Source organism: Pseudomonas sp. Irchel s3f10, assembly GCF_900187515.1.
Lineage (GTDB): Bacteria > Pseudomonadota > Gammaproteobacteria > Pseudomonadales > Pseudomonadaceae > Aquipseudomonas > Aquipseudomonas tensinigenes.
In genome coordinates this window covers 245,736-260,651 of record NZ_FYDZ01000002.1, presented here as the reverse complement: position 1 = coordinate 260,651, position 14,916 = coordinate 245,736, and the positions used below count along the sequence as shown (strand labels likewise).

Sequence of the window (14,916 nt, the reverse complement as noted above, 5' to 3'; positions counted from 1 at the left end):
CGGGATCGATTCGCGGGGTATGATAGCCGCCGAACCGAACCACTGAAAATTTATCCAGCGTTTTTGCGCCCGACACTCAATGATCAGCACTGAACTCAAAACCACGATCCAGGGCGCCTACTCGCGTTTTCTAGAGGCCAAGAGCCTCAAGCCGCGTTATGGCCAGCGCCTGATGATCGCTGAAATCGCGAAAGTCCTCGGGGATATCGACACCGACGACGAAGGCCGGCGCAGTGGCGACCCCGCAATTGTTGCGGTGGAAGCCGGCACCGGTACCGGCAAGACCGTGGCCTACAGCATGGCGGCGATCCCCACGGCCAAAGCCGCCGGCAAACGTCTGGTCATCGCCACCGCGACCGTCGCGCTGCAAGAGCAGATCGTCTACAAGGATTTGCCCGACCTGATGCGCAACAGCGGGCTGAATTTCACATTTGCTCTGGCCAAGGGCCGTGGCCGCTACATGTGCCTGTCCAAACTCGACATGCTCTTGCAGGAAGGTCACGCACAAACTGCCACCGCCCAGCTATTCGAAGAAGAAGGCTTCAAGATCGAGGTCGATGAGGCCAGTCAGAAGCTGTTCACCAGCATGATCGAAAAGCTTGCCGGCAATAAGTGGGACGGCGACCGTGACAGCTGGCCGAATGCGCTGGAAGACGCCGACTGGGCGCGCCTGACCACCGATCACAGCCAGTGCACCAATCGTCATTGCCCGAACTTCGGCCAGTGCGCCTTCTACAAGGCCCGCGAAGGCATGGGAAAGGTCGACGTGATCGTCACCAACCACGACATGGTTCTGGCTGACCTGGCATTGGGCGGCGGTGCGGTGCTTCCCGATCCGCGCGATACCATTTACGTGTTCGACGAAGGTCACCACCTGCCAGATAAGGCGATCGGCCACTTCGCTCACTACACGCGCCTGCGCTCCACCGCCGACTGGCTGGAAACCACCGCGAAGAACCTCACTAAACTGCTGGCCCAGCATCCGTTGCCGGGCGATCTTGGCAAGTTGATCGAACAGGTGCCGGAGCTGGCGCGGGAAATCAAGGCTCAGCAGCAGTTCATGTTCAGCGCCTGCGAGCAGGTCGCCGATTTCAAACCCGGCGAAGACGTCGAGGGCCGTGAGCGGCCGCGTCATCGCTTCGTCGCCGGGGTGATTCCCGAGCACATGCGTGAAATGGGTATCGAACTGAAGAAAGGCTTTTCGCGCCTCAACGATCTGTTCACCCGTCTGACCGACCTGCTCAAGGAAGGCATGGACGGCGAGGTCAACATCGGCATCGCCAGCAATCAGGCAGAAGAGTGGTATCCGCTGTTCGGCAGCCTGTTGTCCCGCGCTTCGGGCAACTGGGAACTGTGGACGGCGTTTACCGCCGAAGACCCGGAAGACAGCCCGCCGATGGCGCGTTGGCTGACCCTGGCCGAGAGCGGCTCGCTGTTCGACATCGAGGTCAACGCCAGCCCGATCCTCGCCGCCGAAACCCTGCGCCGCAGCCTGTGGAACGTGGCTTACGGCTGTCTGGTGACCTCGGCGACCCTCACGGCGCTGGGCACTTTCGACCGCTTCCGCATGCGTGCGGGTCTGCCGAAAAAAGCCGTCACCGCTGTGGTGCCGAGCCCTTTCCATCACGCCGACGCCGGCGTGCTGCGCGTGCCGGATCTGAAGGCCGACCCGCGTGATGCTGCTGCTCATACGGCGGCGATCATCCGTGAGTTGCCCGATCTGGTTGAGGGTTCGCGTGGCACCCTGGTGCTGTTTTCCTCGCGCAAACAGATGCAGGACGTGTTCGACGGCCTCGACCGCGACTGGCGCAAGCAAGTGTTCATTCAAGGCAACCTGTCGAAACAGGAAACCCTGAACAAGCACAAGGCGCGGGTCGATGGCGGTGATTCCAGCGTGCTGTTCGGTCTCGCCAGTTTTGCCGAAGGTGTCGACTTGCCGGGTGCCTACTGCGAGCACGTGGTGATCGCCAAGATCCCGTTTTCGGTGCCGGATGATCCGGTCGAAGCGGCGTTGTCGGAGTGGATCGAGGCCCGTGGCGGCAATCCGTTCATGGAAATCTCTGTCCCCGATGCTTCGCTCAAGCTGGTTCAGGCTTGCGGGCGTCTGCTGCGTACGGAAGAAGATCGCGGCACCATCACTTTGCTGGATCGGCGGCTGGTCACCCAGCGCTACGGCAAGGCGATCCTCAATGCGTTGCCTCCTTTCCGTCGTGAAATATCCTGAGACAACGGTGGGCAGTTTTGCCCGCCGTGTTGTCTATCTCTCTGCCATCGCTTTTCCATTGGCCATTGTTGGTCGTTAGGGAGAACTCCGTTCTTATGATCCGCCGTTCGTTGCCCGCCGTATTTGCCTTGATCTTCGCCACGCCACTGTTCGCGGCGCCTGCGGGTCAGCAGACCCTGTTCAATTTTGTCCGTCCGGCCGACGTGGTGAAGATCGCCACCGAAAACGCGGATCTGCCGCAGGCCAACGCCGAGCAAACGCCTGAGGGCGAGGTGCTGCGCCGGGTGACGTTCAATCCGGTGGCCCGTCCGACCTTGCGTCTGACGCCGCAAACCGGCGCGTGGGACTGGTCGCAGTCGGGCATGATGACTCTGCGCTTGCAGAGCGCGATGAACTGGGCTGTGACGGTCTACGTGCAAATCCAGAGCAATGACGGCCGCACACTGGTCAGTCGCGTCGACCTGCCGGCCGGCCCTGCGCAAACTTTGCTGGTGCCACTGGTGGCGTCCACACCTTTGAGCCTGGGCATGAAAGCCGGACCGCCAATGCCGATGACAGTCGATGGTCAGCGGATCCTCTTGGCCAGCAGCAGCGGCGAGATCGATCGCAGCCAAGTGGTCTCGGTGAGCCTGTCGATGGATCAGCCGAAAGTTGCCCAGAGCTTGCTGCTCGAGCGCTTCGGCGTGCAGGACGGCGACTCGGTCACCCAAGCCGTTTACGGCAATCTGGTCGACGCTTACGGGCAATCGACCCGCAGCAAATGGCCGGAAAAGATCAGCAATGACGAACAACTGAAATCCGCCGCCGCCAAGGAACAGCAACAGCTGAAAACCTGGCTCGCCGAGCGTGAAAAGTCCTCGCTGGACAAGTTCGGTGGCTGGAACAAAGGCCCGGCGTTCAAGGCCAGCGGTTTCTTCCGCACTGAAAAGCGCGATGGCCGCTGGTATCTGGTCACGCCTGAAGGTCACCCGTTTTACTCGCTGGGCGTGAACACCGTCAGCCCGCAGGTCAACCAGACCTACGTGGCCGGCCGTGAGTACATGTTCGAATCCTTGCCTAAACCTGGTGAGCCCTTGGCCAGACATTTTGGCGAAGGTGACAACCGTGGCGGCAACGGCGTCGATCAGGGCCGCGGTTATGGAAACGGGCGTTGGTATGACTTCTATGGCGCCAACCTGCAGCGCGTGTACGGTGAGCCGTGCAAAGCCGACAGTGAAAGCAAGTCCGGGGTAGCGCAAGCGGCCAAGTCTGCAGCCGCTGAAACGGCCGCCGTTCAAGCCGCCGAGCCTGCCCCTGTACCTGCCGAGCCGAAGTCCGGCGTCGCTGAAGCGGCCAAGACTGAAACCGTACAAGCGACGACAGAACAGGCTGCCGAACCGTGCAAGGCCACCATCGATGAGCAACAGTGGGCCAGCCACACGCTTGATCGCCTGCAAGCCTGGGGCTTCAACACGGTCGGTAACTGGAGTGCCGATTCGCTGAGTGATGCCGATCGCGTGCCATATACCTTGCCGCTGTCGATCGTCGGCGACTACACCAGCATCAGCACTGGCAGCGACTGGTGGGGCGGCATGCCAGATCCGTTCGATCCGCGTTTCGCCATGGCCACCGAGCGCGCCGTCGCCATCGCTGCCCGCGATCACCGTGACGATCCATGGCTGATCGGCTACTACGCCGACAACGAACTGGCGTGGGCCGGTCCCGGCGACGACCCGAAATCCCGCTACGCGCTGGCCTATGGCACGTTGAAAATGACCACCGACGTCCCGGCCAAACGTGCATTCCTCAAGCAATTGCGCGACAAGTACCGCAATCAGGCGGGGCTGTCGAAGGCATGGGGCATTGATCTGCCGGCGTGGGAGTTGATGGAGGATCCGGGTTTCGTGCCACCGCTGCCGAATCCCGAGCATCCGGAAATCGAGGCGGACTTCAAATATTTCCAGAAGGTCTTCGCCGATACCTACTTCAAAACCATTTCCGACTCGCTGAAATGGCACGCGCCGAACCAGTTGCTGCTTGGCGGCCGCTTCGCCATCAGCACCCCGGAAGCCGTGGCGTCCTGCGCGCAGTATTGCGATGTACTGAGCTTCAACATGTACACGCTGAAGCCGCAGGATGGTTATGACTTTGCCGCGCTGGGCGCTTTGGACAAACCGGTAATGATCACCGAATTCAACTTTGGCTCAGCGGATCGTGGCCCGTTCTGGGGCGGCGTCACGCAAGTGGCCAGAGAAGAAGATCGCGGCCCGGCGTATGCCAACTTCCTCAAGCAAGCGTTGAGTGAGCCATCAATTGTCGGCGTGCATTGGTTCCAGTATCTGGATCAACCGGTGACCGGGCGTTTGCTCGATGGCGAGAATGGTCACTTTGGTCTGGTGGGCGTGACGGATCTGCCGTATCAGGGCTTTGTCGAAACAGTGCGCAAGAGCAACTTGCAGGCGATTGATCAGCTTGGCAAAGAGGCTCAGAAAGCGGCTGCCGCAGCGGGACATGAGGCTGAGGGTGGGCGCAAAGGCGAGGCCGGTAAAGGGCCGGGGGCAGGGCATGCCGGTGGGCATTCCGGCAATGGTCACTGAGTCCTGAGGCGCCGATCATCGTTCTTTGTCGGAACGCCTTCGCGAGCAGGCTCGCTCCCACAGGAGATCTTCAGTGATACACAGATCCAGTGTGGGAGCGAGCCTGCTCGCGAAGGCGTCAGCCGCCTCAGCGAAATTTCTGAAATAACCGTCTGGCCCGCAGCTGTTCCCAAATCCCTCTAGGGCTGGAACAATGCGAGCCACTTTGTAGAGCGTTTTCGCGGGGGAGTTGCGGGTGCAGATTCAGGGACATTACGAGCTTCAATTCGAAGCGGTGCGCGAAGCTTTCGCCGCACTGTTCGACGATCCCCAGGAACGCGGCGCAGCCCTGTGCATCAAGGTCGGTGGAGAAACCGTCCTCGACCTCTGGTCCGGTACTGCCGACAAGGATGGCGCCGAAGCCTGGCACAGCGACACTATCGCCAACCTGTTCTCCTGCACCAAAACCTTCACCGCCGTCACCGCCCTGCAACTGGTCGGTGAAGGCAAGCTGCAACTGGATGTTCCGGTCGCCCGCTACTGGCCGGAATTCGCCGCTGCCGGCAAAGAATCCATCACCCTGCGCCAATTGCTTTGCCATCAGGCCGGTCTGCCGGCGCTGCGTGAATTGCTCGCGCCGGAAGCCCTCTACGATTGGCAAACCATGGTCGACGCCCTCGCGGCGGAAACACCGTGGTGGACGCCGGGCACTGGTCACGGCTATGCCGCGATCACGTACGGCTGGCTGATCGGTGAATTGCTGCGCCGTGCCGACGGTCGCGGGCCGGGCGAATCCATCGTCGCGCGTGTCGCCAAACCTTTGGGTCTGGATTTTCACGTCGGCCTGGCTGACGAAGAATTCCACCGCGTGGCGCACATTGCCCGCGGCAAGGGCAATGCTGGCGATGCCGCTGCCCAACGCTTGCTGCAAGTGACCATGCGCGAGCCCACCGCCATGACCACTCGCGCTTTTACCAACCCACCTTCAGTGCTCACCAGCACCAACAAACCGGAATGGCGGCGCATGCAGCAACCGGCGGCCAATGGCCACGGCAATGCGCGCAGTCTGGCCGGTTTCTACGCGGGCCTGCTCGACGGCAGTCTGCTTGAAAGCGACATGCTTGAAGAGCTGACCCGCGAACACAGCCTCGGCGAAGACAAGACTTTGCTGACCCGGACTCGTTTTGGCCTCGGCTGCATGCTTGATCAGCCGGACGTGCCCAACGCCACTTATGGCCTCGGCCCCAAGGCGTTTGGTCATCCGGGCGCGGGCGGCTCCATCGGTTTCGCTGATCCTGAGCATGATGTCGCCTTCGGTTTTGTGACAAATACCCTTGGGCCGTACGTCTTGATGGATCCGCGCGCGCAGAAGCTCGCGCGGGTGCTTGCCACTTGTCTGTAAAGTTTCATCCGAGGTCCCAGGGTCGGAACCTCAAGCGGTTTTTCGTTTCAAAACGGCTGTTTATCCGGGCGAAAGTGCTCTGATTTTTCATTACTTCATTTTGTGGATTTTCAATGTCATCTAAAAAGACCCTCGCCCTGGCCCTGTGTGTAGCGATCACCGGTTGTGCACAGACCCCGAAAAACGATGCGGACGGCGGTAGTTGGTGGCCGTTCGGCTCTTCCGACAAAGTCGCAGCCAAGGAGCCAGCACCGGCTCCAGCCCCGCTGAAACCTGCGGCCACTGCACCCGTGGCCAAAACTGAAAGCAGCAGCCCGTGGTACTGGCCGTTCGGTTCCGATGATGAAGCGGTCAAAGCGGACATGAAGGCTGAAGTCGCCCCGGAAGCGAAAAAACCGGTAGCCGTTGCCAAAGCTGAAGCCGACGCGGGTGGCAAATGGTGGTGGCCGTTCGGCGGCAAGGATCAGCCAACCACCAAAGCCGTGCCGATGCCGGATCCGAAAGTCACCCAGGCCTGGCTCGACGACTATGAGCCGCGTCTGCGTGAAGCGGTCAAGGACAGCAATCTGCAACTCGAACGCCGTGAAAACGTGCTGGTCGTGACGGCGCCGGTCGAAGGCTCGTTCAACCCGGATCGTCCAGCCATGCTGCTGCCGGTCACCCTCGGCCCGTTCACCCGCGTAGCGAAAATCCTTGAAGCCGACCCGAAAACTGCCGTGCTGGTTCTTGGCCACAGCGATTCCAGTGGTGCCGCGCCTGCCAACATCAAACTGAGTCAGGAACGTGCTCAGTCCATTGCCGCGATCTTCCGTCTCAGTGGCTTGCAGCGTGATCGCTTGATGCTGCGCGGCATGGGTTCGGAAGCGCCGCGTGCGGCCAACGACAGTGTTGAAGGGCGTGCCCTGAACCGTCGTGTCGAACTGCTGGTGACCCCGCAGAACACCATGGTTGCGCTGCTGAGCAAGTACAACATGCCGGCACCGAAGCCAGTGACCATGGTTGCTGCGCAGGACGCCAAGCCCGCCGCCAAACCGGTAACCCCGGCTCCTGCTGCGAAAAAAGCGGCTGTTCCGGCAACCAAAAAGGCTCCGGCCAAGAAAGCCGCTGCCAAGGCTCCAGCGAAAAAAGCTCCAGCCAAGGCCCCAGCGAAGAAAACTGCACCAGCCAAAGCCGCCGCGACCGACAAGAAAGTCGCCGCGACCGATGCCACCAAGAAGTGATCCGCTAACGAAAAGGAATGCGCCATGACCCAGGCTCTGGCAGATATGCGTCGTGATTACACCCGGGATGGTCTGACCGAGGCGCAAGCGCCGGCCGAGCCGTTTGCGTTGTTCCACCAGTGGTTCGCCGACGCGGTGAAAACCGAACAGGCACCGGTGGAAGCCAACGCCATGACCCTGGCCACGGTCGACCAGGATGGGCGACCGCACTGTCGCATTCTGCTGCTCAAGGGCCTGGACGAGCAGGGCTTCACCTTCTTCACCAACTACGACAGCGCCAAGGGCCAGCACCTGGCGGCCAACCCGTTTGCCGCCATGACTTTTTTCTGGCCCACCCTGGAACGCCAGGTGCGCATCGAAGGGCGGGTGGTGAAGGTCACGCCCGCGGAGTCGGATGCGTATTATCAGGTGCGGCCACTGGGCAGCCGCCTCGGTGCCTGGGCATCACCGCAGAGCCGGGTGATCAACGGGCGCGGTGAGCTGGAAGATTTGCTCAAGGCTACCGAGCAGCGTTTCTCCGATACTCAGCCCGACTGCCCGGAACACTGGGGCGGTTATCGCTTGCTGCCTGAGCGCATCGAATTCTGGCAGGGCCGTCCGAGCCGTCTGCACGATCGCCTCAACTACCGTGTGCAGGGCGCCGACTGGATTCTTGAACGTCTGGCACCCTGAGCAGTCTACCGAGCGGGATAGCCTGCCGCAGCGGCCTCCAGCCACTTCGGCAGATCCCGGCGCTTGATCTTCTGCGCCTGAGCGTTCGCCAACTGTTCGAGCATGAAGGCGCGTTTGCCTTCATCCTTGCCCGCCAGCGACAACGCCAGATCGCGATCCATCCAGCGCTTGATCCGCACGTACAACCACCAATGGAAGTACAAACCGGCGGCAGTGGTGACGACGATGATGAAGTAATCCATGAAAATCCTTGGTCTCCGTGGCGCAGATTTGGCAATTTGGCGCTACTGTAGGGGCTACATCAGGGAGAGAGTGTGCAGGTGTCTGTACCGCGCCTGAATGAAAGCCAATTTATCCGGGCGGTGTCGTGACAGGCGTCAAGCCACGGAGTTTAATGACTATATGTTTTTTTGGAGTTGATGCTATGCGTAAGTCTGTACTGCTGGTTGCTTCCTTTTCCACGATGGCGATGTTGCTTACCGGCTGCCAATCGAGCCTGACCGGTGACTCCTACTCCCGTGACGAAGCGCGTCGTGTGCAGACGATTCGCATGGGCACCATCGAATCCCTGCGCCCGGTGAAAATCGAAGGCACCAAAACCCCGATCGGCGGCCTCGCTGGTGCAGCAGTCGGCGGCGTTGGCGGCAGCGCCATCGGCGGCGGCAAGGGCAGCATCGTTGCCGCGGTCATCGGTGCGGTGGCGGGCGGTCTGATCGGTTCGGCGACTGAAGAAGGTTTGACCCGCACCCAAGGCGTGGAAATCACCGTACGTGAGGACGACGGCAGCATGCGTGCCTATGTGCAGCAGGTGCAGGAGAATGAAGTGTTCCGCGTTGGCGAGCGCGTACGCATCTCCACCGTTGGCGGGACCAGCCGCGTTTCGCACTAAGCGGGATGCAGGGTAAAGAAAACCCCGATCAGGTGACTGGTCGGGGTTTTTGTTTGCGTTTCAATGTCCATTACACGTCAGTTGAAAGTAATAGCGCGGATCTTCGATGGACTTTTGAATCAGTGCCTCAATGGCTTTGATCTGTTGCTGATTCAGGTCGTAGCCTTCCCAACCTTGCTGCTCTGTTTTCCAACCCATGATCGATTTGAGTTGCTCGGTACAATTCTCGGGCAATTCAATTACTGATGTTTGGAAGTCAGTTTTTTTGTCAAAAGCTTCTACTAAGAATCTCAAGGCTCAATACTCCTTTTCTTGCCTTTTTTCGATTTTTTGTTCTTTTTTGTAGACGTTGGCTCGCCAGTGTCTGGATCGAACTCGCCAATGTGTTTGCCTCTGGCGTCGTACTTTTCTATAGCGCCATGCATCGAGTCCCATTCAAGAATAAGTCCTTTAGCGGTTTTCCATCTTTTGCGTTTCGCGCCGCCCCCTTGAACAGCTGTTTTGCGTCCCACAACTTTCGCATCAGGGAAGGCTGGCAGGAAATCAGGCGGCGGATGGTACTCGTGATCCCCAGCTCGGGAATTGATTACGATATATACCGGTTGAACCAACGAACCTGGTGGAAAAACCAGAATAAAGTCTCGGTACTCCGGCGGATAAACCGGATTCACCAGAATCCCGTCCGCAGCCTTCGTCGGCGGATAAACCCAAATATGCGGTGCCTGCGGTGCAGCCTCCAGCGCGGGAATACCAAGGATGTCCGAGCCATCTACAGCAGGCGTCCAGATCAGTTCTACGCCTTCGCCCAAATCAGCAATGAACTGGCTTTCACGCAACTTGAACTGCACGACATCAACCATTTCCCAATCGCGATTCTTGCCGGTGTAAAAGCCGTAGCCCTTCAGCCTGCCGTCGGCCTGCTGTTCGACCCTCAACCGAACACGCGTTCGCGCCTGCTCAAGCCCACGCAGTTGCTCGTCGGTATAGAGCGCGCTGTCACCAAGACTCGAGGGCATGAACAGCGCAACCAAACCAACTAAAGGCGCAACAGCCGCACTAGATACAGCAGCGGGCAGTGCTTCAAACACCGATCCCGCCAAAGCCAGACTGCCAAATCCGGCCGGAACAGCAGTTGCGCCGATTTTCTTGAGAGGAACTGCGCCGCTTTCATCGGCTTCACGCGCGCCTAGCAGGATCAGGTCGCCGTAATCCTTCAGGCTGTCGGTCGGCACCATTCCCGAAGGGCTGGAGTAATCGATAATCGCATCCGGCAATTTGCAGGACTTGGCGAATACGCAGCCAGCGCGAACAGGATCGGCTTTTTTGACCGCCACCTCACGGCTGCGCTCGAAAGCATCCTGTCGGGCCAGCATGGCGTCGTAAGCATTTTGTCTGGCGTCGCGCTCGGCCAGTTCAGTGGCCGTCATGTAGCGGTAGGTGACGTGATGCCCGTCGCCTTGCGGTGGGTTTTGAACCCGGGGAATGTCCTTGTTGCCAGCCACTGATCGTCCTTTCGTTCATCCATCGACAGCCCTTCGCAAAGGGCTGCGCAACGTTAACGAAGCAGGAAAATGGTGGCTGTAGGACGCGTCGCTAAAGACGTGGGGATTGTTCGCTGTGTAACAGGAACGCAGGAAATTTGTGGCGAGGGAGCAAGCTCCCTCGCCACAGAGGTTATATCGGTTGGGAGTTCTTGCGACTCGCCGCCGCCGTCACCGCATAACCAATCAGCGCTGCCAGAATCGACCCGGTCAAAATGCCCATCCGGTCCATCCCGGCGTAATCACTCACACCTGGTTCAAAGGCCAGCGAGCCGACAAACAGGCTCATGGTGAAGCCGATCCCGCACAAGATCGCCACGCCCAGCACCTGACCCCAGTTGGCGCCTTGGGGCAGGGCGGCGATGCCGGTTTTCACCGCGAGCCAGGTCAGGCCGAACACGCCGACGGTCTTGCCCAGCAATAGGCCGACGGCGATGCCCATCGGTACGTGATGGGTGAAGCTTTCGACAGTGACACCGCTCAGCGACAGGCCGGCGTTGGCGAAGGCGAACAGCGGCAGAATGCCGTAGGCCACCCACGGGTGCAGCGCATGTTCGAGGGTCAGCAGTGGCGACGGCTCGGCGTTTTTCGTGCGCAATGGAATGCAGAAGGCCAGGGTTACGCCCGCCAGCGTGGCGTGGACACCGCTCTTGAGGACGCAGACCCAGAGGATCAAACCGATGATCATGTACGGCCCGAGCTTGACCACCCCGAGCCGGTTCATCGCCACCAGTGCCGCGATGCACGCTGCCGCCAGACCCAGCGACAGGGTTGACAGTTCGCCGGAGTAGAAGATCGCAATGATCACGATGGCGCCGAGGTCATCGATAATTGCCAGGGTCATCAGGAACAGCTTCAGCGATACCGGCACGCGCTTGCCGAGCAGGGCCAGCACGCCGAGGGCGAAAGCGATGTCGGTCGCGGTCGGGATCGCCCAGCCGTCGAGGGCTGCCGGATTGTCGCGGTTGAGGAACCAGTAGATCAGCGCCGGCACCAGCATGCCGCCGATCGCGGCGGCACCGGGCAGAACGATCTGCGACGGTTTCGACAGCTGGCCATCAAGGACTTCGCGTTTCACTTCCAGGCCGATGAGCAGGAAGAACATCGCCATCAGACCGTCGTTGATCCACAGCAGCAGGGGTTTAGCGATTTTCAACGCACCGATCTGCGCCACCACCGGGGTGTCGAGCAGGCCGGTGTACAGCCACGACAGTGGCGAGTTGTTGATAATCAAAGCCAGGATGGCCGCGGCGATCAATAACAGACCGCTGGCAGCTTCCAACTGAAAGAAACGCGTGAAAGTGCTACGCAGAGGCAAGGTCGCTCTCCATCGAATCGTCAAAAAAGGTGGGACACCCTAACCCGTACTGTTAGTTGTTAAAACAAAAGTTATATTCTTTTTTGTTATATGGCGTTACAAGGTGTCTGGCTCAAGCCACGCTGAGCCTAGCAGTTGTCTGACATATTGAGACTCAGCTGTATCTGTGCGCGCTATAGGATTTTTCCTAAGCTGATGAGTGAGCCTTTCTAACAGCTTCATCTCCTGCCGATTCAACGAGAACCATCACCATGAGCGACAACCGACAGTGGGCCCGCGAAGCGATCCGCATCATCGAAGCGGATTTTCAGCGCAGCGCCGACACCCACCTGATCCCTTTGCCGCTGCCGGGTTTTGCGGGCATCGAGTTGTACTTCAAGGATGAGTCCAGCCACCCGACTGGCAGTCTCAAACATCGCTTGGCCCGTTCGTTGTTTCTCTATGCGCTGTGTAACGGCTGGCTCAAGCCCGGCGCGCCGGTGATCGAGGCGTCCAGCGGTTCGACGGCGATTTCCGAAGCGTATTTCGCGCGGATGCTCGGCCTGCCGTTTATTGCGGTAATGCCGGCGACCACGTCCAAAGAGAAGATCGCCCAGATCGCTTTCTACGGTGGCCAGAGCCATCTGGTGAAAGATCCGACGCAGATTTACGCCGAATCCGAGCGCCTGGCCCGCGACCATGGCGGCCACTTTATCGACCAGTTCACCTACGCCGAGCGCGCGACCGACTGGCGGGCTAACAACAACATTGCCGAATCGATCTTCCAGCAGATGCGCTATGAGCAACACCCGGAACCGAGCTGGCTGATTTCCAGCCCCGGCACTGGCGGCACCACCGCGACGCTCGGCCGTTACGTGCGCTATCGCCAGCACTGCACCCGCGTGTTGTGCGCCGATGCCGAGCGTTCGGTGTTCTTCGACTACTACCAGACCGGCGATGCGAGTTTGCGTCTGGATTGCGGTTCGCGCATTGAAGGCATTGGCCGGCCGCGGGTGGAAGCGTCGTTTCTGCCGAAGGTGATCGATGCGATGGTCAAGGTGCCTGACGCCTTGTCACTGGCGGCGATGCATTATCTGGCGCAGCGTCTGGGGCGGAATGTCGGCGGGTCGAGCGGGACCAATCTGATCGGCGCCTTGATGGCGGCGCAACAGATGAAAGCAGCGGGGGAGTCGGGGTCGATCGTGGCGATTCTGTGCGATGGCGGCGAGCGGTATGCCGACACCTATTACGATCAGGATTGGTTGCAGGCGCAGGGGTATGAGTTGGCTGGGTTGATCGACGCAGTAGCGGCGAGTGCCGAGCGCGGTGAGGCGCTGCCGACTTCAGTCCTGCGCGCCAATATCTGACACACCGAAATCAACTGTAGGAGTGAGCCTGCTCGCGATGGCGTAATAACATTCAACATTGATGTTGAATGGACTACCGCTATCGCGAGCAGGCTCACTCCTACAGGGTTTTGTGTCAGTCAGTCAGGCCGAGTATGTCGCGCGCCACGGCTTCTGCAATGCGGATCCCGTCCACACCCGCCGACAGAATCCCGCCCGCATAACCCGCGCCTTCACCGGCCGGGAACAAGCCCTTCACGTTCATGCTCTGCAGTGACTCATTACGGGTAATGCGCAGCGGCGACGAAGTGCGCGTCTCGATGCCAGTCAACACCGCATCATGCAGCGAATACCCGCGAATCTGCTTCTCGAACGCCGGCAAGGCTTCACGGATCGCCTCAATGGCAAAATCCGGCAATGCCAAGGCCAGATCACCCAACGCCACACCCGGTTTGTACGACGGCTCGACTTCACCCAGCTCGGTCGAAGGAATGTCGTTGATGAAGTCGCCAACCAGTTGCGCCGGGGCTTTGTAGTCGCTGCCGCCAAGAATGAACGCGTGAGATTCCAGACGTTCCTGCAACTCGATGCCAGCGAGCGGGCCGCCCGGATAATCGACTTCCGGCGTAATCCCGACGACGATGCCGGAGTTGGCATTGCGCTCGTTACGCGAGTACTGGCTCATGCCGTTGGTGACGACGCGGTTCGGCTCGGAAGTCGCCGCGACCACGGTGCCGCCCGGGCACATGCAGAAGCTGTAGACCGAACGGCCGTTCTTGGCGTGATGCACCAGTTTGTAGTCGGCAGCACCGAGTTTCGGGTGACCGGCGTATTTGCCCAGACGTGCACGGTCGATCAGCGATTGCGGGTGTTCGATGCGGAAACCCACCGAGAACGGTTTGGCTTCCATGAACACGCCACGGCTGTGGAGCATGCGGAAAGTGTCGCGGGCGCTGTGGCCGAGGGCCAGAACCACGTGTTTCGAATGCAGGGTTTCGCCGCTGGCCAGCTCGACGCCGACCAGTTGGCCGTCTTCGATCAGTACGTCGGTGACGCGTTCCTGGAAGCGCACTTCACCGCCAAGTTCGCGGATCTGCTCGCGCATGTTTTCAACCATGCCGGTCAGACGGAACGTACCGATGTGCGGCTTGCTGACGTAGAGGATTTCTTCCGGCGCGCCGGCCTTGACGAACTCGTGCAGGACTTTACGGCCGAGGAACTTCGGATCCTTGATCTGGCTGTACAGCTTGCCGTCGGAGAACGTGCCCGCGCCGCCTTCGCCGAACTGCACGTTGGACTCGGGGTTGAGCACGCTTTTACGCCACAGGCCCCAAGTGTCCTTGGTGCGCTGGCGGACTTCGGTGCCACGCTCGAGGACGATCGGCTTGAAGCCCATTTGCGCCAGCAGCAGGCCAGCGAAGATGCCGCACGGGCCGAAACCGACAACGATCGGGCGCTGGCTCAGGTCGCTCGGCGCCTGACCGACGAATTTGTAGCGGACATCCGGCGCCACGTTGACGTTACGGTCGTCGGCGAACTTGCCCAACACTTTGGCCTCGTCGCGCACTTCGAGGTCGATGGTGTAGATGAAGCAGAGTTCGGAGGACTTTTTGCGCGCGTCGTAGCTGCGCTTGAACAAGGTGAAATCGAGCAAGTCATCGCTGGCGATGCCCAGGCGCTGCACGATGGCAGGGCGCAGGTCTTCTTCGGGATGGTCGATTGGCAGCTTGAGTTCAGTGATTCGTAACATGGCGAGGATCCGGGTTCGCG

General features: G+C 60.1%; 12 protein-coding genes. 7 read left to right on the top strand and 5 right to left on the bottom strand.

Annotation, left to right across the window (positions count from 1 at the left end):
* Positions 1-79: 79 nt before the first annotated feature.
* From dinG to pdxH, 5 genes are all read left to right on the top strand, one after another.
* Positions 80-2,224: an ATP-dependent DNA helicase DinG gene (dinG, locus tag CKW17_RS06315; RefSeq protein WP_034154974.1), complete on the top strand. Its 2,145-nt coding sequence runs from the start codon at positions 80-82 to the stop codon at positions 2,222-2,224.
* Positions 2,225-2,319: 95 nt separating this feature from the next.
* Positions 2,320-4,800: a beta-galactosidase gene (locus tag CKW17_RS06310; protein WP_095119204.1), complete on the top strand. Its 2,481-nt coding sequence runs from the start codon at positions 2,320-2,322 to the stop codon at positions 4,798-4,800.
* A 235-nt stretch (positions 4,801-5,035) separates the two neighbouring features.
* Complete coding sequence (locus tag CKW17_RS06305; protein WP_095119203.1) at positions 5,036-6,181, top strand: serine hydrolase domain-containing protein; 1,146 nt, start codon at positions 5,036-5,038, stop codon at positions 6,179-6,181.
* A gap of 113 nt (positions 6,182-6,294) precedes the next feature.
* Positions 6,295-7,401 (top strand): OmpA family protein, encoded by a 1,107-nt coding sequence (locus tag CKW17_RS06300; RefSeq protein WP_095119202.1) that lies wholly within the window; start codon positions 6,295-6,297, stop codon positions 7,399-7,401.
* Positions 7,402-7,425: 24 nt separating this feature from the next.
* Complete coding sequence (gene pdxH, locus CKW17_RS06295; protein WP_016986574.1) at positions 7,426-8,073, top strand: pyridoxamine 5'-phosphate oxidase; 648 nt, start codon at positions 7,426-7,428, stop codon at positions 8,071-8,073.
* A 5-nt stretch (positions 8,074-8,078) separates the two neighbouring features.
* Here pdxH and CKW17_RS06290 read toward each other — a convergent pair whose 3' ends face one another.
* Positions 8,079-8,315 carry a hypothetical protein gene (locus tag CKW17_RS06290; RefSeq protein ID WP_095119201.1) on the bottom strand — a complete coding sequence of 79 codons (237 nt, stop codon included), beginning with the start codon at positions 8,313-8,315 and terminating at the stop codon, positions 8,079-8,081.
* Between the two features lie 182 nt (positions 8,316-8,497).
* Between CKW17_RS06290 and CKW17_RS06285 the strand changes: the two genes are divergently transcribed.
* Positions 8,498-8,962, top strand: a complete 465-nt coding sequence (locus CKW17_RS06285) for a glycine zipper 2TM domain-containing protein (RefSeq protein WP_007918566.1) — start codon at positions 8,498-8,500, stop codon at positions 8,960-8,962.
* Positions 8,963-9,022: 60 nt separating this feature from the next.
* Here the strand turns inward: CKW17_RS06285 and CKW17_RS06280 are convergent, their stop codons facing one another.
* The 3 genes from CKW17_RS06280 to nhaA form a co-directional block, all read right to left on the bottom strand.
* Entirely contained in the window at positions 9,023-9,256 is a 234-nt protein-coding gene (locus CKW17_RS06280; protein WP_095119200.1) for a hypothetical protein, read from the bottom strand.
* Positions 9,253-10,464 (bottom strand): colicin E3/pyocin S6 family cytotoxin, encoded by a 1,212-nt coding sequence (locus CKW17_RS06275; RefSeq protein WP_095119199.1) that lies wholly within the window; start codon positions 10,462-10,464, stop codon positions 9,253-9,255. Before CKW17_RS06275 ends, CKW17_RS06280 begins: the two co-directional genes overlap by 4 nt.
* A 172-nt stretch (positions 10,465-10,636) precedes the next feature.
* The gene (gene nhaA, locus CKW17_RS06270; protein ID WP_095049134.1) at positions 10,637-11,821 is read right to left on the bottom strand and encodes a Na+/H+ antiporter NhaA; all 1,185 of its coding nucleotides are present in this window, start codon (positions 11,819-11,821) and stop codon (positions 10,637-10,639) included.
* A gap of 251 nt (positions 11,822-12,072) precedes the next feature.
* Between nhaA and CKW17_RS06265 the strand changes: the two genes are divergently transcribed.
* A complete protein-coding gene (locus tag CKW17_RS06265; RefSeq protein ID WP_095119198.1) occupies positions 12,073-13,167 on the top strand; it encodes a PLP-dependent cysteine synthase family protein in 1,095 nt (364 codons plus the stop codon).
* Positions 13,168-13,282: 115 nt separating this feature from the next.
* Here the strand turns inward: CKW17_RS06265 and CKW17_RS06260 are convergent, their stop codons facing one another.
* The gene (locus CKW17_RS06260; RefSeq protein ID WP_095119197.1) at positions 13,283-14,896 is read right to left on the bottom strand and encodes an NAD(P)/FAD-dependent oxidoreductase; all 1,614 of its coding nucleotides are present in this window, start codon (positions 14,894-14,896) and stop codon (positions 13,283-13,285) included.
* Positions 14,897-14,916: the final 20 nt, after the last annotated feature.

Excerpts from the sequence above, each read along its gene's own strand:
- dinG (WP_034154974.1), top strand. The coding sequence starts at position 80 with ATGATCAGCACTGAACTCAAAACCACGATCCAGGGCGCCTACTCGCGT.
- CKW17_RS06310 (WP_095119204.1), top strand. The coding sequence starts at position 2,320 with ATGATCCGCCGTTCGTTGCCCGCCGTATTTGCCTTGATCTTCGCCACG.
- CKW17_RS06300 (WP_095119202.1), top strand. The coding sequence starts at position 6,295 with ATGTCATCTAAAAAGACCCTCGCCCTGGCCCTGTGTGTAGCGATCACC.
- pdxH (WP_016986574.1), top strand. The coding sequence starts at position 7,426 with ATGACCCAGGCTCTGGCAGATATGCGTCGTGATTACACCCGGGATGGT.
- CKW17_RS06290 (WP_095119201.1), bottom strand. The coding sequence starts at position 8,315 with ATGGATTACTTCATCATCGTCGTCACCACTGCCGCCGGTTTGTACTTC.
- CKW17_RS06285 (WP_007918566.1), top strand. The coding sequence starts at position 8,498 with ATGCGTAAGTCTGTACTGCTGGTTGCTTCCTTTTCCACGATGGCGATG.
- CKW17_RS06265 (WP_095119198.1), top strand. The coding sequence starts at position 12,073 with ATGAGCGACAACCGACAGTGGGCCCGCGAAGCGATCCGCATCATCGAA.
- CKW17_RS06260 (WP_095119197.1), bottom strand. The coding sequence starts at position 14,896 with ATGTTACGAATCACTGAACTCAAGCTGCCAATCGACCATCCCGAAGAA.